The organism is Paraburkholderia sp. WS6, assembly GCF_030464835.1.
In the GTDB taxonomy this organism is placed as follows: domain Bacteria; phylum Pseudomonadota; class Gammaproteobacteria; order Burkholderiales; family Burkholderiaceae; genus Paraburkholderia; species Paraburkholderia madseniana.
In genome coordinates this window covers 1-23,056 of record NZ_JALQCK010000074.1, presented here as the reverse complement: position 1 = coordinate 23,056, position 23,056 = coordinate 1, and the positions used below count along the sequence as shown (strand labels likewise).

Sequence of the window (23,056 nt, the reverse complement as noted above, 5' to 3'; positions counted from 1 at the left end):
AGCCGGCAAAGAGAAGTAGGTGCCGCCCCGCACAGGGGCAACGCTAATAGACCACCAACAATTCAAGGAAAGGCCAAAGCCCCAGGCAAACAGACAACAAGCGCCGCGCAGGCAACCAATTCAAGGAAAGGCCAACGCCCTAAGAACACGGCCAATGCCGCCGCAAAAGGCAAAAAAAACCTTAAAGCCTCTGCCCAACAGCAAGCAAAAAAATCCGCCGCCACTGCTTAGCCTGCCGCTCGCCCAGCATGGGCAAAACCCAAACCTGATGCTTAGCGTCTTTGACCATCAAAGCGACCTGCCATAGAGCGTCATGGCATTGCACCTCAGCCCCAAGCAGATCAGCAAAAATATAAGCCCCCAGCTCGCCGCCAAGGCGAACCTCACAAAACCGCTTACCAGCAGCAAGCCGTACCGAACCCCAGGTTCCTGTAAGTTCGTGAGTCCAATCACCATCGCGAACATTAGAAGCGACCTCCTTCCGACGCCGCCACCAATAAACAACCGCAGCAACCAAAAGCAACCCAACAAAAACAGCAACCCCAACAGCAACAGCCAAACCAAAAGCCGCCTGCAAGGCATAAAACGCCCGCACAGCGCCATACACCAGCGCGATCAGCGCAATGAGTGCAACAATAATCGGCATCGCAAGCTCACCCGGCAAAAAAACTCAGGCTAGCACGAGCAACGCGAAACCTCATGGCAAAAAACATTGCGAAAAACGCGCCGCCGCGCAAAGCCCAATCGTTACGGCTGCTTATGCGTCGCCGCCCAATCCTTCACCGCCTTCAGCGTATTCTCGACGTGCTTCTCCGGCGACAGACTCGTGTACTCGTAAATAATCTTGCCGTCCGGCGCAATCACATACGACACACGATTGGCCATCGAACTATGCATCGGCATGCCGGCATCATAGGCGCCGATCACCTTCGAGTCGGCATCGGCCGCCACCGGGAATTTGCTGCGGCATTCGCTCACCGAAAACTTCGTCAAGGTGTCGATGTTGTCGTGCGATACGCCAATCACCGTCGCGCCATATTTCTTGTACTCGTCGACAGCTTCGGCAAACTCGTGGGCTTCGATCGTGCAGCCCTGCGTGAAAGCCGCCGGATAGAAATACACCACCACCGGCCCTTTCTTCAATTCGTCGGCAAGCGAATACGCGTAGGTCTTGCCGCCCAGTGAAGCCTGGGCGGTAAACGGCGGCGCGGCATCACCCGGCTTGAGCGTGGCTGAAGCCGTCAGCGAATGCATCGCGAATCCCACCGACAAGACAGCCGCCAGCGTCATCGGAATGAGTTTTCTCTTCATCTGCAGTCCCCTCGAAACGTTAATGCACGCAGTCAGTGCAATAAGCCGAAGGTCACGGCGTTCAGCCGAACCTCGGCAACCTCAATACGCTATTGAAACACGTACAGACAAGGTACGTCAGAACCTGCTCGACGGATGCATCAGGCGGCTTCTTCGATATGCGCGCCGAACCACGCCGCAGCGGACAGGTTCAGCTCCGCCAGCACCTCGGGCGTAAGCGCCGCGAAGCCGGGCGGCGCATCGGGTCCGGCTGCGATCAATGCGGCATCGGCGCCCTCGCCGGCCGCTTCGGCAATCCGCAACAAGGTGCCGAGCGCGCCGCCGCGCGTGATGATCGCTTCACGAATCTGCGGGGCAAGGCCGAGCTTCTCGAGGACAGCCGCCGGCGTGCTGCCGAGCACCACATGGACCAGAGAAAAAATTCCTGTCATGAAAGCGGCGTCGGCAAAATCGTCATCGGACGGGCGCAGCCAGCCTGCCGCCAACTCCATGAAGCGCGAGCGCGTGCCGGCCAGTTGCACCAGCGGATCGGCGCGCCACGGCAGATCGCCGCTGTCCGCGTACAGCAGTAGTTGCGCCCAGCGCGCAATCTGCCGCGTGCCGGTGGCGATGATGGCCTCACGCAGCGAGCCAATATTGCGCCCCAGCCCGAACGCGCTCGAATTGACGAGGCGCAGCAGTTGCACCACCACGCTCGGATTCAGCTTGAGTTCCGCTTCGAGTTCGACAATCCGGGCATCGCGCGACAACAGCGCCAGCAAACGCAGCAAACCGGGGCGCGGCGAGCGGTTGCGCGGCGCGGCCAGCACCTGCGGCCGCGCGAAGAAGTATCCCTGGAACAGGTCGAAGCCGAGATCGCGAGCAAGCATAAAGTCTTCGCGCGTCTCGACCTTCTCGGCGATCAGTGTCTTGCCGTGGCTACGGACCGTCGACGCCAGTTTGGCAAGCACTGACCGCTCGGTCTGCAGGAAGTCGATCTTGACGATATCGGCGTGCGGCAGCGCGGCGAGCAGCTCATCCGACAGTTCGCTGACGTCGTCGAGCGCCACCTGGAAGCCGGCGCGGCGCAATTCGGTCAGCCGGCGGGCCAGGTGCGCATCGAACTTGACGGTTTCGAGGATCTCGAGCACAAAGCGCTCGGGCGGCATCAGATGGACGATGTCGTTAAAGAGCAGCGCGCGGTCGATATTGACGAAGCCGCGGTGCTGGCCCAGCACGGCCGCCACGCCGATCCCGCCGATCGCGCGAGCCACGACCTGCGCCGTCGCCTGGGCGTCGTCGCTGACTTCGGCATAGTTATGCGCGCCGGATCGAAACAATAATTCGTAAGCATTGAGCGCGCCGTCGCGATCGAGAATCGGCTGGCGCCCCAGATAAACGTACTGTGCCCCGGACGCCGGGTCGGCGTCTTCGGCGCATTGTTCAAGCACCTCGATGTGCCGGGGGGTGGCCCTGACAAAGTGACGTTCAGACATGGATCATCGGTGCAAGTGTTCGGAAAGCTACGCAGCGACGTCATCGCCGGCACTGCACAGCAGGTTTGACGTATTAACGGAAACGAAGCCGGTCCACTTTAACTGAATCGCCCTCGCGACGCCGCCGGGCCACGCCGCCGCTTCCTTACCATTTGTTTTTTGCAGCAGGCGCTAAAGATTTTCCGCCGCGGGTCGTTATCTTGTTCTGATGGGGCGGCCTGATACCTCTCAACCGCCCGAATACGGCGGGCAGTACGCCGCCCCGCCTGCAGACGAACACAGGTTGCCAGCGACAAACATGGAAGCGAACAGGATCACCGCGCCCCGCCGGGGCTCCTTGCGCACGGTCATCGACCGGTTTCGTGCGTTCGGCCGGCATGCCCACGGCAAACCGCAGGCCGGCGCCAGCCGCACTGCGCAACTGGAACAGGTGGTCGGCGCCGTCGACCTGCTGGCGCACATCGATGAGGGTCTGCGCTTCCTCTATGTTTCCGACGCGAGCCTGCGCTTCATCGGTTATCACCGCGAGTATCTCGAGACCATCACGCTGCACGATCTCGTGGCGCCTGCCGACGTGCCGCGCCTCGATGCGCTGCTGACGCGCGCTACCTCCACGGGCAACGTCGAAAAGGCCACACTCGGCCTCATCAAGTCACTGACCTACCCGATCACAGTCGAATTGCGCGTGGTACGCAGCATGCATGACGGCGTCGAAGGCTATGCGATCGCCGGCTTCGACGTATCCGCGTGGCGCGCCACCGAGGAACGCCTGACCCAGGCGCTGCATCTGGACCGCCTGACCAACCTGGCCAATCAACCGGCGCTGATCCCCGCGCTGCTCGACGCGCAGCAACAAGCTGACGCCCACGGCACGCCGGCCGCGCTATTGCTGCTCGACCTCGACGACTATCAACGCGTGAACCGCGCGCTCGGCTACGATGCCGGCGACGAGATGTTGCGCGACACGGCGCGGCGTCTATTGAACATGACGAGCCCGAACGAGACGGTAGCGCGGGTCGCCAGCGACGAGTTCGCGATCCTCGTGAAGCCTGCCGCGAGCCGCACCGACGCCGCCGCCGCGGCCGAAGCGCTGGCGCGCCGCCTGCTGACCGCGATCCAGCAGCCGTATGTCTTCAACGGCCAGCAGGTGCACCTGTCGGCAAGCATCGGCATTGCGCTCTACCCCGACGTGCGCCACGCGAACGACGACGCCGCCCACGACACTCACCTGCTGCGCTGGGCCGACCATGCCTTGCTGCAGGCCAAAGCGGCGGGCGGCAACACGCTCGCCTTCTATGTACCGGACGACAACCCCGCCGACGCCGAGCGCCTGAAGCTGGAGGCCGATCTCTACGACGGCGTGCGCAATGGCGAGTTTTCGCTGCACTTCCAGCCGATCACGAGCAGCCGCACGCACGGCGTGGTCGGCGTGGAAGCGTTGATCCGCTGGTCGCATCCGGTGCACGGCCTCGTGCCCCCTTCGATGTTCATTCCGCTCGCGGAATCGATCGGCCTGATCAACTTCCTCGGCAACTGGGTGTTGAAGGTCGCCTGCATGCAGTTGATCCAGTGGGACGCGCGGGGCATCTCGTTGCAATACGTCGCCGTCAACGTGTCGCCGCAGCAGTTCCGCGATCCGCGTTTCAAGGACAGCGTGCGCGAAGCGATCGAGTTGACGGGCATCGATCCGCGCCGCCTCGTGTTCGAGATCACCGAAAGCCTACTGATGCACGACCCGGCGCATGCCAAGGGTTTGCTCGAAGAACTGACGGCGATGGGCATCCGCTTTGCCGTCGACGATTTCGGCACCGGCTATTCGAGTCTGGCTTACCTGCAACGATTCCCTTTGGCTAAGCTCAAGATCGACAGGAGTTTTGTCGAGAATCTGCTAACCTCCCGGAACGATCAGGCAATCGTTAGCGCGGTCGTCGGGCTCGCACAAACGCTCGATCTCGAACTGGTTGCAGAGGGCGTCGAAACTGAAGCACAACGCAGCCTGCTCACCGAGATGGGATGCGACCATATTCAGGGATGGCTCGTCTGCAAGGCGTTGCCCTCCGACGAACTTGCACAGCGTTTCGAAGCGCGCACGCTTCACCTGCACACCGCATAACGATGCGGGCAAACCTCGTGCGCAGCGGAAGTTGCCGGCCTCGTGCCGGTGTGGCACTCATTGGAACACGTATGGCTTTGGCGGGACTCACATGGTAAAGGCGGCGGTGCTCGACCGGCTCTGGACTCGAATGAGCGAGCGCGGCGATTTCCCCATGCTGTCGCAGTCGTTGCGCACCACCATGGCGGCGATGAACAACGACGACCTCGACTTCACCGGCCTCGTGCAGGTCGTGTTGTCGGATTTCGCGTTGACGCAAAAAGTGCTGCGGCTGGCCAACTCGGCCATGTACATGGCGTTCGGCGGCAACATCACTACCGTGTCGCGCGCGCTGATGGTGCTCGGCATGGACGCGGTCGGCCATCTGGTGGTCGGCCTGAAAATCGTCGATCACTTTCATCACAGCGCGCCGCGCCGTATCGACGCGAAACTCGAATTGAACCGCACGCTGCTGTCGGGCTGCGTCGCGCGCAAGCTGACCGAGCGCGGCGATCTGCGCGCCGGCGAAGAAGCCGTGGTCTGCACGCTGATGCGGCAGATCGGCAAGCTGCTGGTGGTGTTCTATCTCGACGCCGAGTGGGATCAGATCCGCCGGCATATCGACGACGGCACCCTCGAAGCCGATGCCTGCGTGCTGGTGCTCGGCGTCACGTTCGACGAAATCGGCGCCGAAGCCGCGGTGCGCTGGCGCCTGCCGGACATGATCCGCTCCGGCATGGGCGAGTTCGATCCGCTGGACGTCGAGCAGCCACGCCAGGTGCAGTGGCTGCGCGCCATCACCAACTATTCGACGGCGGTCGCCGACGTGCTGACCCAGCAGAACATGCCGGACTGGGAGCGCGAAGAACGCATCTCCGAACTGGCGCAGGAATACAGCCATGCATTGAATACCGATCCGGACGTGCTGCATGGAATGAGCATCGCGCTCGCCCGTGAAGAAGGCGGCGACGGCGTGATGCGCGAGATCGTCGAGCTGCGCGCCAATGCGGACGCGATCGCGCGCGAGGCGCTCAATCCGGAAGCACGCATCGCGGCGGGGGTGGGCGATCTGCGCGGCCTGCCCGACGGCAGCGCGCTCGCGCCGGCCCTCGCGCTGGCCGCGGAAACCGTGCTGGCGGCGCTCGGCTTTGCGCGCACGGTGGTGTTCGTCAAGCACAGCAACGGCACCTTCAAGGCGCGCCTAGGGCTCGGTCCGAAGATCGACGCGGCGCTGCCGAAGCTGTCGTTCAACACCGCGTTCGAGCCCGATGTGTTTCACCTCGCAATCGCGAACTCGGTCGGCATTTTCATCGAGAACGCACGTGACCCGAAGATGGTCGCGCGATTGCCGGAATGGTTCCGCCGTTCATTCGACGACGCCCGGGCCTTCGTGCTGCTGCCGGTAGTCGACGACACCGATCAGACGGTGGCGCTGCTATATGGCGATTGGTCTCATACGCAGGAGCCACGCCGAATATCCCAGAAGGAAATGAGCGCGTTGAATGAGTTAGCCAAGGAGTTAGGACGTTTTTTTGGCCTGGGGCAGATGCAGGAAATGGAGACGATGTGAAGACGTGGCGTGATCGTTGATCACGGTGCTTCACTCTCACCGGTTTTGTGTTTGCCCTAAATCACGAATCTCAGATGTGCAAAGGCCAGCGTGCGCAGCATGCCGGCCTTTGCTTCAAACCTCAAACCCGCCCCTCAATCCTCAATCCGCTCCAACCCCTCCGCACTCCGATCCGCCACCCCGGCCCACGCCCCAGCCGCCAACGCGAGCAGCGCGATCTCTTCCACCGTCAACGGCTGCAAGCGCGCGCACAAGGCATCGAGCTCATCCCACGCCCCGCGCTCAAGCGCTTCGACTGCGGTCAGCAACAACCCCAACACGCCCTGCCGATGCAAGATGCCCGCCTGAATCGGCCGCGATAGCGTCAGCACATTCAGTGTGCTTTCGAGCGAGCCACCAAACACCGCATCGACAAACGAAAACACGCCGGTCAGAAACGCTGCATCGGCTTCGTCACGCCCCGCTTCGGGCAAGCGCTCGATCGCCAGCTCCATGAAGCGCGCCCGGGTCGCCGCGAGTTGCAACAGAGGATCGTCCTCGAGCGCAACCTTGCGGCCATCCGCGTACAACAGCAATTGCGTCCAGCGCGCGATCCGATTCGTGCCGGTCGCATTGATCGCTTCGCGCAGCGTCGTGACCTTGTGGCCGACGGCGAGGCCGCTCGAATTCGCGAGCTTCATCAGATGCATGACCAACACCGGATTCAGCTTGAGTTCGGCTTCGAGTTGCGCGACGGTTGGGTCGCCCGACAGCAGTTGCAGCAGGTTCAGCAATGCATGCCGCGGCGCGCTGACACGCCGCGTCGTCGAGGTCTGCGCACGCGCGAAGAAGTAGCCCTGGAAACGGTCGAAACCGAGACCATGCGCCTCTTCGAAATCGGCCTGTGCATCGAGACCCAGCGCAATCAGCAGCTTGCCCGCGGACTTGAGCACGCTCGTCAATTTGGGCAACAGCGCTTTCGACGCCCGTAGGAAATCGATCTTGACGACTTCCGCGTAGGGCAGCAGCTTCGCAAACGTTTCATCGGGCTGCGTCACTTCATCGAGTACGAAGCGATAGCGCCGCCCGTGCAATTGAACGATGCGCGCAATCAGCGCATCGTCGACCACAATCGACGGCGACAATTCGAACATGAAGCGGTCAGTGGGCAGGTGCAGGATCGAATCGTCGAACAGCATCTCGCGGCTTACATCGACGTAAGCGGGATGCCCGGTGAGCGCACCGCGCAGATTGCCCTGCATCAACCCGCGAATCACGGCTCGCGCCACGAGCTGCGCGGGATCGGGCGCGCGGCCCGGCGAGGCATCCGCAGCCGAATCGGCGGCCGGTGCGGCACCCGCGTCAGATTCGGTGCCCATAGGCAATTCCGGCGCGCGCACCTTGATCTCATAGCCGCACAGCATGCCGTCCCGATTCAGAATCGGCTGGCGCGCGAAGCTGGCATTCAGTTGCGCATCGTCCGCAACCCCCGTCTGGCTCGGTTTCTCGATTGCGATGGTTGTCATTCTGGTCCCCCGCTAAGCGCCGCCCTGGCGCTTCCTGCTGTATTTTGGTTTTTGCTGCACCAATCGCGCACATCCAAGCCCTGAGGCCCTTTGCGCGTGCGGTGTGCCCGCCGATTTTAGCGCAGGCCGATGCGCGCGGACATGTCAACGCCGCAATATCTCGAAATAATTGGCAACCTGTCTCGCTGAAGAGAAGGAAAGAATCGACGATACTCTTGTGCAGTGCAGAAGCGTTCCACCACCGGCCTTTAACCACCAAGGAAAATCATGGACGTCAAAAGCGTGCTGTCAAATGCCTTCGCGATGCCGATCACGAGCCCGGCGTTTCCGATGGGTCCGTATCGTTTCGTCGACCGGGAATTCCTGATCATCACTTACCGCACCGATCCGGACAAACTGCGCGCCGTGGTGCCCGAGCCGCTGCAGATCGGCGAGCCGCTTGTCCATTACGAATTCATTCGCATGCCGGATTCGACCGGCTTCGGCGACTACACGGAAAGCGGTCAGGTGATCCCGGTGTCGTACAACGGCGTGGCAGGTGGTTACACGCTGGCGATGTATCTGGACGACCATCCGCCGATCGCCGGCGGCCGCGAGTTGTGGGGCTTTCCGAAGAAGCTCGCCTCGCCGGTGCTGGAAGTCCATACCGACACGCTCGTCGGCACGCTCGATTACGGCCCCGTGCGCATCGCCACCGGCACGATGGGCTACAAGCATCGGCAACTGGATCTCGCGCAGCAACAGAAGCGTCTGGAGACGCCGAACTTCCTGCTGAAAGTCATTCCGCACGTGGACGGCACGCCGCGCATTTGCGAACTGGTGCGCTACTACCTGCAAGACATCACCCTTAAAGGTGCATGGACAGGTCCCGCCTCGCTCGAACTGGCACACCATGCTCTGGCGCCGGTCGCGGAATTGCCGGTGCTCGAAGTCGTCGAGGCACGGCATCTGCTTGCCGATCTGACACTAGGACTCGGTGAAGTGGTGTTCGACTATCTCGATCAGCCTGAAGCGAACCTGCGCTGACAGCCTCAAAAGACAACCGGCCGCATCAAGCGGCCGGTTGTCTCAAGCAAAACCATTCAAGCAAAGCCATTCAGGCAAAACACCCAACGCCTTACTTCAACACGACCTTCACGTCGAAGTACTTCGCGGCGAAGCGGTCGATCGTGCCGTCGGCCTTCAGTTCCTTGAGCGCCTGATTCACGGCGTCCTTCAACGCCTTGTCGCCCTTGCGGATGCCGAAGCCCACGCCCGCGCCAAGCAGCTTCTCGTCACTGACGGCCGGGCCGGCGAAGTCGAAGCCTGCGCCTTGCGGCTTCTTCAGAAAGCCCTTCGAAGCCGCTTCCGCGTCCTGGAAGGCGGCGTCCAGACGGCCCGATGCGAGGTCGGCGTAGATCTGGTCCTGCGTCTGATACGGCACGACGTCGACGCCAGCCGGCGCCCAGCGCGCCTTCGCATAAGTTTCCTGAATCGTGCCTTGCAACACGCCGACGTGCTTACCCTTGAGCGAGGCCGCCGTAGGCAGCAGACCGCTGCCCTTCTTCGCGATCATCTGATTCGGGATCGTGTAGATCGGATCGGTGAAGTCGATGGCCTGGCGGCGCTGTTCCGTGATCGTCATGTCCGAGTTGATCGCGTTGAACTTGCGCGCTTCCAACGCCGGAATCAGGCCGTCGAACGAATTCTCGACCCACACGCATTTCACCTTCAGCTTTGCACACACGGCATTGCCGATGTCGATATCGAAACCTTGCAGCTCGCCCGACGGCGACTTCGATTCGAACGGCGCATATGACGCCTCGACGCCGAAGCGCACTTCCTTGATATCCACTGCCGATGCGGACCCTGCCGCTACCGTTGCCGTCGCGAACAGCGCAAGCGCAGCCATGTTTCGCCAATTCATCTTCATTACGGGTGTTCCTCTACGGTATTGAATAAGACGGAGCCGAATCCGGGCGAGCATGATTGCCGCGCCAAAAATGCGATTCAAACTCGTGCGGCCAGTGTGGTGCAGCGCAACAGCCGCGAGGGCGGGATTGTACAGGCTTCGAATCGCGGTCCTGCAGGCGGCCCTGTAAGCGGCCCTGTGGGCGCCCCTTTGTCCGGCTCGTTTGGCGAACCGGATAACGCGCGCTTAAAGGTGCAACTTCGTGTCGCGCTCAGGCAAGCCGGCACGCACTCCGATGCACGTCAGACCGCACCGTCGCCGGCCGCGAAATCGCTGCCGAGCCGCTCCGACAGATGCGTGTAGACCGCCGCGACATGCGGCAGATGACGCGACTCCGGATGCGCCAGCACCCAGACCTGCGATTCGGCTTCGTCGAGCGGCGGTGTCAGTTGCACGAGATCGTCGCGCTCACGCGCGAGGAAGGTGGGAAAGATGCCGACGCCGAAGCCGCGCACCACCAACTCGAACACCGCCATCACGCTATTGGTCTTGTAGCGCGGCTCGACCGTCGGGCAATGGCGCTTACGCCATAGAACCGAAGGATGATCGCCAAGCGAACTGTCCGGTGCCGCCCAATCGCAGCGCGACAGCGCTTCGGCATCGCTCGCCCGGATACCGCTCCCCTTCGCGGCAAACACGGCGATGCGCAGCGGGCCCACATGTTTGCCGACCAGATGATCCGGTGCTCGGCGCGTGGCGCGCACGGCGATATCGGCGTCGCGTTTGGTCAGGCTCGCGAGGCTGTTGGTGGCGGTCAATTCGAACGACAACGCCGGATGCAGCGCCGCGAAATCACGCAATGCGGGCAGCAGGAGGCCGTAGAGCACGGTATCGGTGGTCGTCACATGAACCGCGCCGCTGACGCGGTCACTGCTCGCCTGCACGGTCGAGCGCGCCGCCGCCAACTCGCTTTCGATGCGCTCGGCGTGACGCGCCAGTTGCGCACCGAGCGGCGTCGCGCGATAACCGCTGCGCGAACGCTCGAATAGACGCTGCCCGAGCCCGCGTTCGATCCGCTGCACCGAGCGAAAAATCGTCGAGGCGTCGATACCCAGGCGCTGCGCGGCTTCCGCCAGCGTGCCGGCGCGCACCAGCGCAAGAATGGTCTGGGTATCCGCCGAAGTCAGTTCGTATTGCGTTTTTGCACGCATGGTTTGGCAAGCCGCCTGTTTATTCTGAATGCGATCCGGGCTACTTTTACCACATCGACTTGTCGGCCGACGAGCCTTGCCACCGGCACCTGCCGGGACTTCACTCTCGTTTATAGCGGTGACACCATGAAACTCTATTACTCACCGGGCGCCTGCTCGCTGGCCGTTCACATTGCCCTGCGCGAAGCCGGGCTCGACTTCGAAACCGTCAAGGTCAATCTGCAAACGCACAAACTCGCTAACGGCGACGACTACTACGCGATCTCGCCGCGCGGTTACGTGCCACTCGTCGAATTCGACGACGGCTCGCGCCATACCGAGGGCGCCGCGCTATTGCAATACATCGCCGATCTTGCGCCGGCGCGCGCCCTGTTACCGGCCGCCGGAACACCGCAGCGGCTCGAAGCGGTGGCATGGCTCACCTATATCAGCACGGAATTGCACAAGACCTTCAGCCCGTGGCTCTGGCATCAGGAGACAGCCGAATCGACGAAGCTCGAATGCCACACGAAACTCGCTACACGCTTCAGCGAACTCGAGGGTGTACTGACGTCGCGCGACTATCTCACTGGACAGTACTCGGTCGCCGATGCGTACGCATTCACGGTGTTGAGCTGGGCGCGGATGCTGTCGGTGGATCTAGGCCCGTATCCGCACCTCAGCGCGTATCTGGCCCGCATGGCCGCGCGGCCGAAGGTACGTGAGGCGATGGTGGCGGAAGGACTGGTCAGCGAGACCGCGACGCAAGCCGCGTAAGCGGTTTGGTATGAGACGTTGCGCGCGAAGGCGCGCAACGTTCTGCTCTGCAATGACGCGTCTAAACGAGACTGGACAGCGTGTCCTGCGTCGTCTCGACCACCAGCAAACCCGCGCGCAAGCCAGGCTTGACTGTTGCGTTCGGAAACACAAGGCGTTCCTCATCGTGACGCACGGTGTAGCGATAATCGCCATCGCGTGCGAGCACGGTGTCTTTCACGAAGGGCGTGAAATTCGGCACATCCGTGGCCACCAGCAATTCGAATGCGTCGCTCTGCTTGGTAAGCTGGTCGATCACGGTGAACACGCGCGGCATTGCCGTGGGCACGTCGCCGTTCTTTGTACCGGCCAGCAGATGACGCAGCGCTTCGTCCGCGCCGGCGAAACGCGTCAGATCGTTCTGACCGAACGGGCGCACCTTGCCGAGTTCGAGCGTGCACGCTTCGGCGCCACATGCCTGCGCGGTGAAGTGCGAGTACGTGTTGCCCTTGGTCGTATGAAGTAGGACGGCGCTGATGCGCGCTTCGCCGAGCCATTCGAACATGGCGCGCGAGAACGGCTTGCCGGTGTGCGGCAACAAGGCGAATTGCTCGAAAGCCGAGGGGCGGATCGCCGTATGCATGTCGACGTGCCAACGGGCGCCCGGCTCCTGCGACGCGGCGGCAAAGAACTGCGTGGCCGCACGCTCCAACGCCGCCGCGCGCGGCGCTTCGTGGCTGTGCGGCACCTGCTCGTGACGTCCGCTGAAGAGGCGATTCAGATCGTCGTCGCGATACCGGGACGCGTCGCGCATGGCGTCGACGTTGCCGAGAATCACCAGCAGGCGGCACGTCAGCGCGGCATCGCCCTGCGCGATATCGCGCACGAGATACGACAGCAGTTCAATTGGCGCGGTTTCATCGCCATGCACGCCTGCAGAAACGAGCACGCTGCGGGTGCCGTCATCCCGCACTGCGGGCTCCATGAGCAACACGCCGTCGTCAAGCCACGACCAGCGCACGGCGTTGTCGTTGTTGGCGCACACACCCTGCGCTTCCTGCGCGCCAGGCCGCGTCCCCGCCAACGTGTAGGCAAGAAAATCGTCGAGCATCGAAACCGGCATGCCGTGCTCAGCGCTGGAAGTCATACAGCGAGCCCAGACCGAGAATCTGCGTCAGTTCATCGAGCGCAGTGCGCGACTCAGCGAGCAATTGCGGATCGGTCAGATCGGACGGTGCAAGACGATCGCGATAATGCTTTTCGATCCACGTATCGAGGCGACCGAACAGCTTGTCGTTGATCCACACGCCAGGCGTCACTGCCGCGCGCTCCGCATCGTTCAGCACCACGCGCAGACGCAAACATGCCGGGCCGCCGCCGTTCTTCATGCTTTCGCGCAGATCGAACACGAGCACGTCGTCGATCGGACCGGTGTGCGAGGTCAATTCGTCAAGGTATGCACCCACGCGCGCGTTTTCGCGGCATTCCTGCGGCACCACCAGCACCTGCTTGCCGTCCGGGCGCGTCAGCAACTGGCTGTTGAACAGGTACGACGTGACCGCGTCGGACACGCTCACTTGCGCATCGGGCACTTCGATCACGTTGAACTCGGCCTTCAGCCCGGAGAGCTTCGTGCGCAGTTCGTCGTACACCGCGTTCTGTTCGACGAACGCGAGTTGATGGCAGAACAGCGTATTGCGGTTGCCGACCGCGATCACGTCGTTATGGAACACGCCCGCGTCGATCACGTCGGGGTTCTGCTGTGCGTACACCGTGGCCGCTTCCGCCAGACCGTGACGATGTGCGACTGCGCGGCTCGCTTCGAAGGTCTGACGTGCGGGAAAACGCTTCGGCTCCGGTCCGCGGCGATATTCGCTGCGGCCATACACGAAGAATTCGACGCCACGTGTGCCGTAATCCGAGCAGAAACGCGTGTGATTCGCCGCGCCTTCGTCGCCGAGTGCCGGCGTGCCGGGCAGCGCTTCATGCACCGCGAAACGATCGGCGTCGCTGAAAATCGCGCGCAAGGTGCGGCGCGTCGATTCATGCTCGATCGCGCGATGCAGCTTGCTGCACAGATTAGCCGGCGTGAAGTGCACGCGGCCGTCGTGCGTGTCGGCCGACGGACTCACCGTCGCCGCATTCGCGGTCCACATCGCCGAAGCCGAACTCGCCGCCGCCAGCAACTCGGGCGCGTCTTTGGCGACGCGTGCGATCACCGTCGCGTCGTCGCCCGAAAAGCCGAGTTCGCGCAGGAGACGCATCGAAGGACGCTCCTGCGGCGGCAACACGCCTTGATGAAAGCCGAGATCGGCCAACTGCTTCATCTTGCGCAGGCCCTGCTTGGCAGCGGCCTTCGGATTTGCGACCGACTTCTCGTTGTTCTGCGACGCAACGTTGCCGAACGAGAGCCCGGCGTAGTTGTGGGTCGGGCCGACGAGACCGTCGAAATTGGCTTCAGTGGCTTGCATCGTCGATCCTTAGAATTGAAGGCCCGGCGAAACGCTCGCGGGCATTTGCAGTTGCGCGCTTTCGACAGACGCCATCGGATACGCGCAGTAGTCGGCAGCGTAGAACGCGCTCGGCCGGTGATTGCCCGAACGTCCCGGACCACCGAACGGCGCGCCCGACGATGCACCATTAGTCGGCCGGTTCCAGTTGACGATGCCCGCGCGAATGGTGCGCTGGAAATGCGTCCACAGGGCTTCGTCGTCGGCGAGCAGGCCGGCGGAGAGGCCGAACTCGGTATCGTTGGCTTTTTCGAGCGCCTCGTCGAACGTGCCGTAGCGGATGATCTGCGCCAGCGGTCCGAAATGCTCTTCGTCCGGCAGGTCCTTCACGGCGGTCACGTCGAGAATCGCGGGCGTGACGAAGCCGAGTTTCGGATCGCGCTGCTCCATCTTCAGCAGTGCTTTCGCGCCGTCGGCCAAGAGACGCTCTTGCGCCGCAACCAGACGCGAAGCCGCTCGCGCGGAAATGACCGCGCCCATGAACGGCTGCGGATCGGCGTTGTATTCGCCTACGCTGATGCGCGACGTCACTTCCGTCAGGCGCTCTACAAAGCGGTCACCGAACGCGTCGTTCGGTACGAAGATACGGCGCGCGCACGTGCAACGCTGCCCCGCCGACAGAAACGCCGATTGAATCGTGTGATGCACAGCGGCATCGACATCCGCCACCGGTCCAATCACGAGCGGATTGTTGCCGCCCATCTCCAGTGCGAGGACGATCTCCGGACGGCCGCCGAATTGCTTGTGCAGCAATGTTCCGGTATCCGAACTACCCGTGAAGAACAAGCCATCGATCTGCCGATGATTGGCAAGTGCAATGCCCGTCTCTTTCTCGCCTTGCACAAGGTTCAGCACGCCGGCGGGCAAGCCCGCATCGCGCCAGATCTGCACCGTGAGGGCCGCCACGCCCGGCGCGAGTTCGGACGGCTTGAACACAACCGCGTTACCCGCGATCAGGGCCGGCACGATGTGCCCGTTCGGCAAATGCCCCGGAAAGTTATACGGCCCGAACACCGCCACCACGCCATGCGGACGATGCCGAAGCACGGCAGTGCCGTCAGCCATCGGCGAACGCTTTTCGCCGGTGCGCTCGTTGTACGACTGAATCGAAATCTCGACCTTCGCCGCCATCGAAGCGGCTTCAGTGCGCGCTTCCCACAGCGGTTTACCGGTCTCGCGGCCGATCGCTTCTGCAAGCGCTTCCTTGCGTTCCGTCACGAGCGCGGCGAAGCGGCGCACCACTCCGCAACGTTCGTCGAGACTCAAGGCCGACCACGCCGCGAACGCACGGCGCGCACTGCGTACCGCACGATCGACGTCATCCGCCGAGGCGCTGTTGCCTTCCCACACCGTCGCGCCCGTACCCGGGTTGCGCGACGCGAATGCGGGTCCTGTGCCGGCGGCCCATTCGCCGTCGATGAAAAGCTCGCTCATGATCATCCTTGTTTGTGTTTCAGCGGCAGTACCCGAACCGGGTCGCCTGCCTTGACGTCGAGTGCGGCCGCCTCGGCGGCGCTCATGCGGAACACGCCGTCTTGCGGCACGCCGGCAGCCACGCCCACGCGAAAATCGCCGAGCGACGTATTCGATACCATCGAACGCGGTGCATCCTGCGGTGCGCCCACCGGCACGTCGGCGATCTCGACCTGCACCACCACGCTTTCGCGCACCGTGCGCAAGTCGGCGATATGGCATTCGAGCACTGGGCCCGCATCGAAGATATCGACGTGATTCTCGTAGCGCAGCCCTTCCGATTCGAGCATGCGGCGCGCCGGAATCGTGTCGTTGTGCGTGAGGCCGACGCATTCCTGCGCTTCTTCCGGCAGCAGTTCGACATACACCGGAAAACGCGGCATCAGCTCGGCGAGAAACGCCTTGCGGCCGTGCGAGCTCAGATAGTCCGCCGCGTTGAAATCGATCTGGTAGAAATGCGAGCCGACCGCACGCCAGAACGGCGAGGTGCCTTCCGCATCGAAATGGCCGCGCAATTCCGCACACAAGCGCTGCGGAAAGCGCTCGCGAAACTGCGCGAGAAACATGAAGCGCGAACGCGACAGCAAACCGCCGACGCCGCTCGTGCGGTAACGCGGGCTCAGGAACAGCGAACACACCTCGGCGTAACCCGTGAGGTCATGCGAAATGTTCAGCGCGCGCATGCGCGTCCAGATGCCGAGGTCCTGGCTCGCGTGCACTACCGTGCTCACGCGATAGTTGTAGAACGGTTGCTGCAGGCCGACTGACGTTTCGATGCCGCATACGCCGGCCACGTCGCCAGTGTCGGTGTCTTCCATCACGAAGAAGTAACCGGCTTCGTGCGGCTCGGCCTTGTCTTCCATCGTGCGGCGGGCACGTTCAACGCGCGCCGCCAATGCATCGCGATCCGGCTTGAAGGTGGTGAGACCGGGACCGGTCTCCTGCGCGAGCCGCATGAGCGCGTCCACATCGCCTCGTTGCACAACGCGAACGACGATCATCGTGCGTCTCCCGTCAATTCTTCCTGATGCGGCTGATGCAGCGGCACGCAGCGTACCGCGTCGCCCTCCTGCACGCCGAGTGCGGCGCGCGCCGCATGCGACAACGATGCGCCGGTCGTCTTTTCGCCTGACAATGTATCGAGCACACAGCGGAACTCACCGTCCGCACCGTTGTGCGCGATCAGATAGGTCGAACCCTCGGCAGCCGCGCCGGCTTCGCGCACCACACGTGTTTCATTACGCGTCACGCAGGCGCTGCGATCCACCTGCGCGGTCAACACCGGGCCCGCGTCGAAAATGTCGATAAAGCGGTCCGTCTCGAAGCCTTCTTCGAGGTGAATGTCATACGCGAGCAGTGCCTTCGAATCCGGTTCGCCGAGCACGCGCTGCGCCGCTTCCGGCAGCAAGGGCACATAGATCGGATAGGTCGGCATCACTTCGGCGATAAAGGTGCGGCTGCGGCCGCCCGATTCAATTTCGATGTCGGCGAAATTGCGGCCGAAGAACTTGCGCCCCACCGCTTCCCAAAACGGCGACACGCCTGCGTCGTCGGTCACGCCGAGCAGTAGCGAGAACACTTCAGGCGTGAAGCGCTTGCGATTGGCGGCGATATACATCATCCGCGCCCGCGACATCAGATGCGCGGCCGCATCGCCACGCAGCGACGGGTCGATGTAAAAACCCGCCAGCCGGCTCTTGCCCGTCAATTCATGCGACATGGTCAGCGCGTGAATCTTGCGATTCACGTGCAACTCACGCGACGCATGAATCAGTGCGTCATTGCGAAACGCGTAAAACGGGTCCGAGTAACCGGCTGCGGCGACGATGCTCGCCGTGCCCATCAGCTTGCCGCTTTCCGCATCCTCGAGCACGAACAGATAGAACTCCTCGCCCGGAAAATCGACCTCCGCGCGAAACGAGTCTTCCGACAACGCGACGCGCGCTTCGAGCGCGCCCCGGTCGTGCGGCAGCGAATGCAGCACCGGTTGCGCGGTGCGCGCCATATGTTCGAGCGCATCGAGATCGGCGAGGCGGCCGGGGCGTACGAAGAGCATCATCGTTCCTGTTGAATGTGACGCATGATTCAGTGCTTTAGCGCGGTGCCGTGGTTCACTTCGACGCGGCTTCAGTCTTTGCGCCGACGATCTCTTCGATCGCCTTTGCCAGACGCGCAAAGCCTTCGTACATATCGTCGAGTGGCATGATCAGCGACGGCACGAAACGCAGCACGTCCGGACCCGCCATCAGCATGATCACGCCGTGCTCACCCGCAGCCGTGACGAAATCTTTTGCACGGCCCTTGAACGCATCGGTCAACTCAGCACCGATCAACAGACCCTTGCCACGCACTTCCTTGAACAAACCAAAGCGTTCGTTCAGCTTCGCGAGTTGGCCCTTCAATGCTTCGCTGCGCGTACGCACGCCTTCGAGCACCTTCGGATCGCTGATGAGCTCGACCACCTTCTCCGCGATCGCCGCGCCCAGCGGATTGCCGCCGTAGGTCGTGCCATGCACGCCGACCTTGAAGTGCGCGGCCAGTTCGGTGGTGGTCAGCATCGCGCCGATCGGGAAACCGTTGCCGAGCGCCTTCGCGGTGGTCAGGATGTCCGGCGTCACGCCAGTGTCCTGATAGGCGTAGAAATAGCCGCTGCGGCCCACACCCGTTTGTACCTCGTCAAAAATCAGCAGTGCGCCGTGCTCATCGCAGGCTTCGCGCAGCGCCTTCAGGAATGCCGGATCGGCCGGGATCACGCCACCCTCGCCCTGGATCGGCTCGACGATCACCGCGCACGTTTTCGCGCCGATCGCTTTCTTCGCCGCTTCGATATCGTTGTACGGCAAATGGATGATGCCGGCCGGCACCGGGCCGAAGCCTTCCGAATACTTCGGCTGGCCACCGACGCTCACCGTGAAGAACGTACGGCCATGGAACGACTGCGTGAACGAGATGATTTCGACCTTATCGGCACCATGGCGCTCGAACGCGACGCGGCGCGCCAGCTTCAAGGCCGCTTCGTTCGCTTCCGCGCCCGAGTTGGCGAAGAACGCGCGGTCGGCGAAGGTCAGGTCTTCGAGACGTTTGGCAAGACGCAGTACCGGCTCGTTGGTGTAGCCGTTACCGATGTGCCACAGCTTGCTGCCCTGCTCGTGCAGGACTTTCAGCAGTTCAGGATGCGCATGACCGAGCGCGGTGACGGCAATACCGCCGGCGAAGTCGATATAGTCGCGGCCTTGCGTATCCCAGACGCGTGAGCCGAGACCGCGATCCGGCACGAAGGCGGCGGGCGAAAACACCGGCACCATCACTTCGTCGAAGGTCTGGCGTGTCACAGTCAGGTCGTTCATGGCGAATCCTCGTTACAGGTGAGAGGTAATACACGTAGTGTAGGAAACCGCACGCGATACGTCTTGCGCATACGCGACGCTTTCTATGAGCTTCCGGGCGGATATGTCGCGTGCGGCTTGCAGACTGCGCGCTTTCCGGCCGCTTATTCCGCCTGGTCGGGCCGTTCGATCAACGCGGCCGGTCGCGGCTCACTGGCCGCGGCGCCGGTCGCGCCGGTCTGCTTGTCGATCCAGTTACGACGATCCTCGCGTGGTGTGACACCAAAGCGTTCGCGATAAGCATTCGAAAAGTGCGCCGCCGACGAAAACCCGCAAGCAAGGCTGATCTGCACCACCGATTTGCTGGTCCGCTGCAATTGCGTGCGCGCTTTCGAAAGCCGCAGCCCCAGATAGTATTTGGACGGCATCGAGCCGAGGTACTGACGAAACAGGCGCTCCAACTGCCGCCGCGAGACGCCGACGAGACCGGCGATTTCATCGGTGGTCAGCGGGTCTTCGATATTCGCTTCCATCAGCATGAGCGCATCGTTCAGACGCGGATGACGCTCGCCCGGTGCGGTCACGAACGGAATCCGCTGACGCTCTTCGCCCGCGCGCAACACGCCGACGCCGAGCGTATCGGCAATCCGGTCCGCCAATTCGGGCCCGTGATCACGGCCGATCATCGCCAGCATGAAGTCGACAGTTGCCTGACCGCCCGCGCAGGTTGCGCGATCACGGTCGATTTCGAAGATCTGTTGGGTGACGATCGAGCGCTCGAACTGCTCGGAGAATTGCTGATAGGTTTCCCAGTTGACGCTCACGCGATAGCCGGACAACTGCCCCGCCATCGCGAGCCACCAGACGCCGTGATGAATGCCGGTGACGAGCGGCGTGCGCTGCCCGACGCGCGACAAACTTGCCAGAAACAGCCGATAGTCGGCGAATTGCTGGAACCGTTCGCTGACGATGATCAGCCAGTCGCACGAAATGGCATCGCCGAAGGCGGCATCGGCCGGCCATTGCGCGCCGCCCGACAAAGGCACCGCGCGGCCGTCCCACGAACACACCTGCACGCGGTACAGCGCCCGGCCGTCGATTTCGTTGGCGAGATTGAGCGCGTCGACAATCGGCCCCACGCCCGACATCGACACCGGCGGCAAGGCGACGATGGCGACCTGCGTGGTGCGAGCCGGGTTGGACGTGCGAGCCATCACTTGTCAGTAAAACGCGGAATGCGCGAGCCGCGCGTTACTTCAGGCTGCCGGACAGGAACTGCTTGAGCCGTTCGCTGCGCGGCGTGGTCAGCACTTCAGCGGGCAAGCCCTCTTCTTCGGTGCGGCCCTGATGCAGGAACATCACATGGTTCGACACGTTGCGCGCGAAACCCATTTCGTGCGTCACGACGATCATCGTGCGACCTTCTTCAGCGAGCTTCTGCATCACCTTCAGCACTTCGCCGACCAGTTCGGGATCGAGCGCGGAAGTGGGTTCGTCGAACAGCATGACGTCGGGGTTCATCGCCAGCGCACGCGCAATGGCGACCCGTTGCTGCTGACCGCCCGACAGATGCGACGGATACTGCTTTTCCAGACGCGGCGCGAGGCCCACCTTCTCGAGATATTCGCGCGCCCGTTCTTCGGCTTCGCGACGCGACATGCCGAGCACATGAATCGGTGCTTCGACGATGTTCTCGATCACGTTCATGTGCGCCCACAAGTTGAAGTGCTGGAACACCATCGCCAGTTTCGTGCGGATGCGTTGCAGTTGCTTGTGATCGGCCACTTCCAGATTGCCGGCGCGGTCGGCTTTGGTCTTGACCATTTCGCCGTCGACGACGATCTGCCCCGCGTTCGGCCGCTCGAGAAAATTGATGCAGCGCAGGAAGGTGCTCTTGCCCGATCCGCTCGCGCCGATGATGCTGATCACGTCACCCTTGTTCGCGTTCAGCGACACGCCTTTGAGCACTTCATTGTCGCCGTAGCGCTTGTGGATGTCCTGGACGGCGAGCTTGCAAGCTTCGGTTTGAGTCGTGTGGAGCAAGATGCTCTCCCTTTGAAAATACGGATCAATCTACGTGACGGCGCGAACCTGCTGCGCCGCTCAATCGAAACATGCCTGCTCAGTGCGTGCGCACCGCCAGGTAACCCAGCCAGTGACGCTCCGCGCGGCGGAACAAGGCCACCAGCCCAAACGACACCACCAGGTAAATCAGCGCCGCGAGGCCGAACGCATCGAACGACTGATACGTGGCGGAATTCGCATCACGCGCCACCTTCAGAATGTCCGGCACCGTGGCCGTAAACGCGACCGTGGTGGCGTGCAGCATCAGGATCACTTCGTTACTGTACAACGGCAGCGCCCGGCGCAGCGCGGACGGTATCACAATGCGGCGGTACATCGTGAACCAGCTCATCCCGTAAGCACGGGCCGCTTCCACTTCACCATGCGAAGTCGAACGGATCGCGCCGGCGAAAATCTCGGTGGTGTACGCGCAGGTGTTCAGGGCAAAAGCGAGAATCGCGCAGTGAAAGCCGCTGCGGAAAAACGCGTCGAGCAGTTGATGCGAGCGCACGAACTCAAGGCTGTACATGCCGGTGTAGATCAGCAGCAGTTGCACGTACAACGGCGTGCCGCGAAACACGTAAGTGTAGAGACGCACCGGCGTCGACAGCCAGCGCTTCTTCGATACGCGCGCCACCGCGAGCGGAATCGCCATGAAAAAGCCGATCCCGATCGACGCCACCAGCAGCCACAGCGTGACCGCCAGACCGGACATACGTTGACCGTCCCAGTACAGGAACGCGCGCCAGAATTGATTGAGAATGTCGATCATGGTCTTAGAGCTCCGCGTGGCGCACGCCGATGGAATAGCGCTTTTCCAGCCAGATCAGCACGAGATTCGACGCAGTGGTGATCGCCAGATAGATCAGCGCGGCGACCAGAATGAAGAAAAACATGTTGAAGGTGCTCTTGCCGGCGTCCTGGGCGGCTTTGACGACATCGGCGAGACCGATGATCGACACGAGCGCCGTGGCCTTGACCAGCACTTGCCAGTTATTGCCGATGCCGGGCAGCGCGAAACGCATCATCTGCGGAAACAGGATGCGCGTGAATACTCGCGTGCCGCTCATGCCGTAGGCGCTGCCCGCTTCGAGCTGGCCACGCGGCACGGCGAGAAACGCGCCGCGGAAGGTTTCGGTGAAGTACGCGCCGTAGATGAAGCCGAGCGTGAGCACGCCGGCCACGAACGGATCGATATCGAACTGCGGCAGATTGAGCGCATCGGTGAGATTGTTGACCGCGATCTGGATGCTGTAGAACAGCAGCAGCATCAGCACGAGGTCGGGCACCGAGCGGATCAGCGTCGTATAGCCGGTTGCGATCGCCCTGAGCGGGCGGTTGAAGGAGAGTTTCGCCGCCGCGCCCGCGAGGCCGAGCAGCACGGAGGCTGCCAGCGACAGGACGGACAGCTCGATCGTCTGGATCGTGCCGGCCAGCAACACCGGACCAAAGCCGTAAAGGAACACGCGTGTCTCCATCCAGGTTTTATTGAGGATGTCATGGATGGGGGCGGGTCATGCCTGCCCGACTCATCCGGCATGACGCGGAGTCTCGCAAGCGGAAATTAATTTCTCAAAGGGAGACGGAGGGGGTGCTGCGGTGCAGCAATGGGGTGTTTGCCGCGGCTGGGGCGCTGGCAGGGCTTGGTTATGGGGGGATGTGGGTTTGTAAGGTGCGTGACACGCAATGGGCGCTGCCGCGATTTAGCAAGTTTTGGGTCGCTTTTTCGATATAGATTGGGGCCTGCGGCGCGTCTTGTTTGTCTGTGTTCTTAGCGCTTTGGCCTTTCCTTGTTCTGGCTTTGGTGCCTTTCCTTGCATTGTTAGTGGTCTATTAGTGTTGCCCCTGTGCGGGGCGGCACCTACTTTTCTTTGCATGCCGCAAAGAAAAGTA

At 62.4% G+C, this 23,056-nt stretch carries 20 protein-coding genes; 4 read left to right on the top strand and 16 right to left on the bottom strand.

All coding sequences use genetic code 11. The features are described 5' to 3' along the window. Window positions 1-181: 181 nt before the first annotated feature. From M0D64_RS43245 to M0D64_RS43235, 3 genes are all read right to left on the bottom strand, one after another. Window positions 182-646, bottom strand: a complete 465-nt coding sequence (locus M0D64_RS43245; protein ID WP_266262123.1) for a hypothetical protein — start codon at window positions 644-646, stop codon at window positions 182-184. 101 nt (window positions 647-747) lie between these two features. After that, on the bottom strand, window positions 748-1,311 hold the full coding sequence (locus M0D64_RS43240; RefSeq protein WP_266262122.1) for a peroxiredoxin: 564 nt from the start codon (window positions 1,309-1,311) through the stop codon (window positions 748-750). A gap of 140 nt (window positions 1,312-1,451) precedes the next feature. Further along, the gene (locus tag M0D64_RS43235) at window positions 1,452-2,786 is read right to left on the bottom strand and encodes an EAL and HDOD domain-containing protein (RefSeq protein ID WP_266262121.1); all 1,335 of its coding nucleotides are present in this window, start codon (window positions 2,784-2,786) and stop codon (window positions 1,452-1,454) included. A gap of 298 nt (window positions 2,787-3,084) precedes the next feature. Between M0D64_RS43235 and M0D64_RS43230 the strand changes: the two genes are divergently transcribed. Together M0D64_RS43230 and M0D64_RS43225 are read left to right on the top strand one after the other, a co-directional pair. After that, window positions 3,085-4,899 (top strand): bifunctional diguanylate cyclase/phosphodiesterase, encoded by a 1,815-nt coding sequence (locus M0D64_RS43230; protein WP_266262120.1) that lies wholly within the window; start codon window positions 3,085-3,087, stop codon window positions 4,897-4,899. A 91-nt stretch (window positions 4,900-4,990) separates the two neighbouring features. Beyond that, entirely contained in the window at window positions 4,991-6,448 is a 1,458-nt protein-coding gene (locus M0D64_RS43225; protein WP_266262119.1) for an HDOD domain-containing protein, read from the top strand. A gap of 134 nt (window positions 6,449-6,582) precedes the next feature. On the opposite strand, the gene M0D64_RS43220 is transcribed toward M0D64_RS43225, so the two are convergent. Then, window positions 6,583-7,953: an EAL and HDOD domain-containing protein gene (locus M0D64_RS43220; protein ID WP_266262118.1), complete on the bottom strand. Its 1,371-nt coding sequence runs from the start codon at window positions 7,951-7,953 to the stop codon at window positions 6,583-6,585. A gap of 267 nt (window positions 7,954-8,220) precedes the next feature. Between M0D64_RS43220 and M0D64_RS43215 the strand changes: the two genes are divergently transcribed. After that, window positions 8,221-8,979 (top strand): acetoacetate decarboxylase, encoded by a 759-nt coding sequence (locus tag M0D64_RS43215; protein ID WP_266262117.1) that lies wholly within the window; start codon window positions 8,221-8,223, stop codon window positions 8,977-8,979. A 91-nt stretch (window positions 8,980-9,070) separates the two neighbouring features. Here M0D64_RS43215 and M0D64_RS43210 read toward each other — a convergent pair whose 3' ends face one another. Beyond that, entirely contained in the window at window positions 9,071-9,865 is a 795-nt protein-coding gene (locus M0D64_RS43210; protein WP_266262116.1) for an ABC transporter substrate-binding protein, read from the bottom strand. Window positions 9,866-10,146: 281 nt separating this feature from the next. Beyond that, window positions 10,147-11,055, bottom strand: coding sequence for a LysR family transcriptional regulator (locus M0D64_RS43205; RefSeq protein WP_266262115.1), 909 nt, complete (start codon window positions 11,053-11,055; stop codon window positions 10,147-10,149). 126 nt (window positions 11,056-11,181) lie between these two features. Between M0D64_RS43205 and gstA the strand changes: the two genes are divergently transcribed. Beyond that, complete coding sequence (gene gstA / locus M0D64_RS43200) at window positions 11,182-11,811, top strand: glutathione transferase GstA (protein WP_266262114.1); 630 nt, start codon at window positions 11,182-11,184, stop codon at window positions 11,809-11,811. 61 nt (window positions 11,812-11,872) lie between these two features. Here the strand turns inward: gstA and astE are convergent, their stop codons facing one another. The 10 genes from astE to M0D64_RS43150 all read right to left on the bottom strand — a co-directional run bounded on the left by astE (window position 11,873) and on the right by M0D64_RS43150 (window position 22,629). After that, entirely contained in the window at window positions 11,873-12,937 is a 1,065-nt protein-coding gene (astE, locus tag M0D64_RS43195) for a succinylglutamate desuccinylase (RefSeq protein ID WP_266262113.1), read from the bottom strand. Beyond that, window positions 12,921-14,261, bottom strand: a complete 1,341-nt coding sequence (gene astB / locus M0D64_RS43190) for an N-succinylarginine dihydrolase (RefSeq protein ID WP_266262112.1) — start codon at window positions 14,259-14,261, stop codon at window positions 12,921-12,923. The genes astE and astB overlap by 17 nt, the downstream gene beginning before the upstream one ends. A 9-nt stretch (window positions 14,262-14,270) precedes the next feature. Next, window positions 14,271-15,734 (bottom strand): succinylglutamate-semialdehyde dehydrogenase, encoded by a 1,464-nt coding sequence (gene astD, locus M0D64_RS43185; protein WP_211608331.1) that lies wholly within the window; start codon window positions 15,732-15,734, stop codon window positions 14,271-14,273. Window positions 15,735-15,736: 2 nt separating this feature from the next. Further along, window positions 15,737-16,774, bottom strand: a complete 1,038-nt coding sequence (gene astA, locus M0D64_RS43180; protein WP_266262111.1) for an arginine N-succinyltransferase — start codon at window positions 16,772-16,774, stop codon at window positions 15,737-15,739. Then, complete coding sequence (aruF, locus tag M0D64_RS43175) at window positions 16,771-17,829, bottom strand: arginine/ornithine succinyltransferase subunit alpha (protein ID WP_266262110.1); 1,059 nt, start codon at window positions 17,827-17,829, stop codon at window positions 16,771-16,773. The genes astA and aruF overlap by 4 nt, the downstream gene beginning before the upstream one ends. Window positions 17,830-17,884: 55 nt before the next feature. Further along, window positions 17,885-19,120, bottom strand: coding sequence for an aspartate aminotransferase family protein (locus tag M0D64_RS43170; RefSeq protein ID WP_266262109.1), 1,236 nt, complete (start codon window positions 19,118-19,120; stop codon window positions 17,885-17,887). A 143-nt stretch (window positions 19,121-19,263) separates the two neighbouring features. Next, window positions 19,264-20,313, bottom strand: a complete 1,050-nt coding sequence (locus tag M0D64_RS43165; RefSeq protein WP_093632258.1) for a GlxA family transcriptional regulator — start codon at window positions 20,311-20,313, stop codon at window positions 19,264-19,266. Between the two features lie 37 nt (window positions 20,314-20,350). Further along, window positions 20,351-21,142, bottom strand: a complete 792-nt coding sequence (locus M0D64_RS43160; RefSeq protein ID WP_054043063.1) for an ABC transporter ATP-binding protein — start codon at window positions 21,140-21,142, stop codon at window positions 20,351-20,353. 79 nt (window positions 21,143-21,221) lie between these two features. Further along, window positions 21,222-21,935, bottom strand: a complete 714-nt coding sequence (locus M0D64_RS43155; RefSeq protein WP_054043065.1) for an ABC transporter permease — start codon at window positions 21,933-21,935, stop codon at window positions 21,222-21,224. A 4-nt stretch (window positions 21,936-21,939) separates the two neighbouring features. Then, window positions 21,940-22,629: an ABC transporter permease gene (locus tag M0D64_RS43150; protein WP_115783583.1), complete on the bottom strand. Its 690-nt coding sequence runs from the start codon at window positions 22,627-22,629 to the stop codon at window positions 21,940-21,942. Window positions 22,630-23,056 lie beyond the last annotated feature (427 nt).

Excerpts from the sequence above, each read along its gene's own strand:
- M0D64_RS43245 (WP_266262123.1), bottom strand. The coding sequence starts at position 646 with ATGCCGATTATTGTTGCACTCATTGCGCTGATCGCGCTGGTGTATGGC.
- M0D64_RS43240 (WP_266262122.1), bottom strand. The coding sequence starts at position 1,311 with ATGAAGAGAAAACTCATTCCGATGACGCTGGCGGCTGTCTTGTCGGTG.
- M0D64_RS43235 (WP_266262121.1), bottom strand. The coding sequence starts at position 2,786 with ATGTCTGAACGTCACTTTGTCAGGGCCACCCCCCGGCACATCGAGGTG.
- M0D64_RS43230 (WP_266262120.1), top strand. The coding sequence starts at position 3,085 with ATGGAAGCGAACAGGATCACCGCGCCCCGCCGGGGCTCCTTGCGCACG.
- M0D64_RS43225 (WP_266262119.1), top strand. The coding sequence starts at position 4,991 with ATGGTAAAGGCGGCGGTGCTCGACCGGCTCTGGACTCGAATGAGCGAG.
- M0D64_RS43220 (WP_266262118.1), bottom strand. The coding sequence starts at position 7,953 with ATGACAACCATCGCAATCGAGAAACCGAGCCAGACGGGGGTTGCGGAC.
- M0D64_RS43215 (WP_266262117.1), top strand. The coding sequence starts at position 8,221 with ATGGACGTCAAAAGCGTGCTGTCAAATGCCTTCGCGATGCCGATCACG.
- M0D64_RS43210 (WP_266262116.1), bottom strand. The coding sequence starts at position 9,865 with ATGAAGATGAATTGGCGAAACATGGCTGCGCTTGCGCTGTTCGCGACG.
- M0D64_RS43205 (WP_266262115.1), bottom strand. The coding sequence starts at position 11,055 with ATGCGTGCAAAAACGCAATACGAACTGACTTCGGCGGATACCCAGACC.
- gstA (WP_266262114.1), top strand. The coding sequence starts at position 11,182 with ATGAAACTCTATTACTCACCGGGCGCCTGCTCGCTGGCCGTTCACATT.
- astE (WP_266262113.1), bottom strand. The coding sequence starts at position 12,937 with ATGACTTCCAGCGCTGAGCACGGCATGCCGGTTTCGATGCTCGACGAT.
- astB (WP_266262112.1), bottom strand. The coding sequence starts at position 14,261 with ATGCAAGCCACTGAAGCCAATTTCGACGGTCTCGTCGGCCCGACCCAC.
- astD (WP_211608331.1), bottom strand. The coding sequence starts at position 15,734 with ATGAGCGAGCTTTTCATCGACGGCGAATGGGCCGCCGGCACAGGACCC.
- astA (WP_266262111.1), bottom strand. The coding sequence starts at position 16,774 with ATGATCGTCGTTCGCGTTGTGCAACGAGGCGATGTGGACGCGCTCATG.
- aruF (WP_266262110.1), bottom strand. The coding sequence starts at position 17,829 with ATGCTCTTCGTACGCCCCGGCCGCCTCGCCGATCTCGATGCGCTCGAA.
- M0D64_RS43170 (WP_266262109.1), bottom strand. The coding sequence starts at position 19,120 with ATGAACGACCTGACTGTGACACGCCAGACCTTCGACGAAGTGATGGTG.
- M0D64_RS43165 (WP_093632258.1), bottom strand. The coding sequence starts at position 20,313 with ATGGCTCGCACGTCCAACCCGGCTCGCACCACGCAGGTCGCCATCGTC.
- M0D64_RS43155 (WP_054043065.1), bottom strand. The coding sequence starts at position 21,935 with ATGATCGACATTCTCAATCAATTCTGGCGCGCGTTCCTGTACTGGGAC.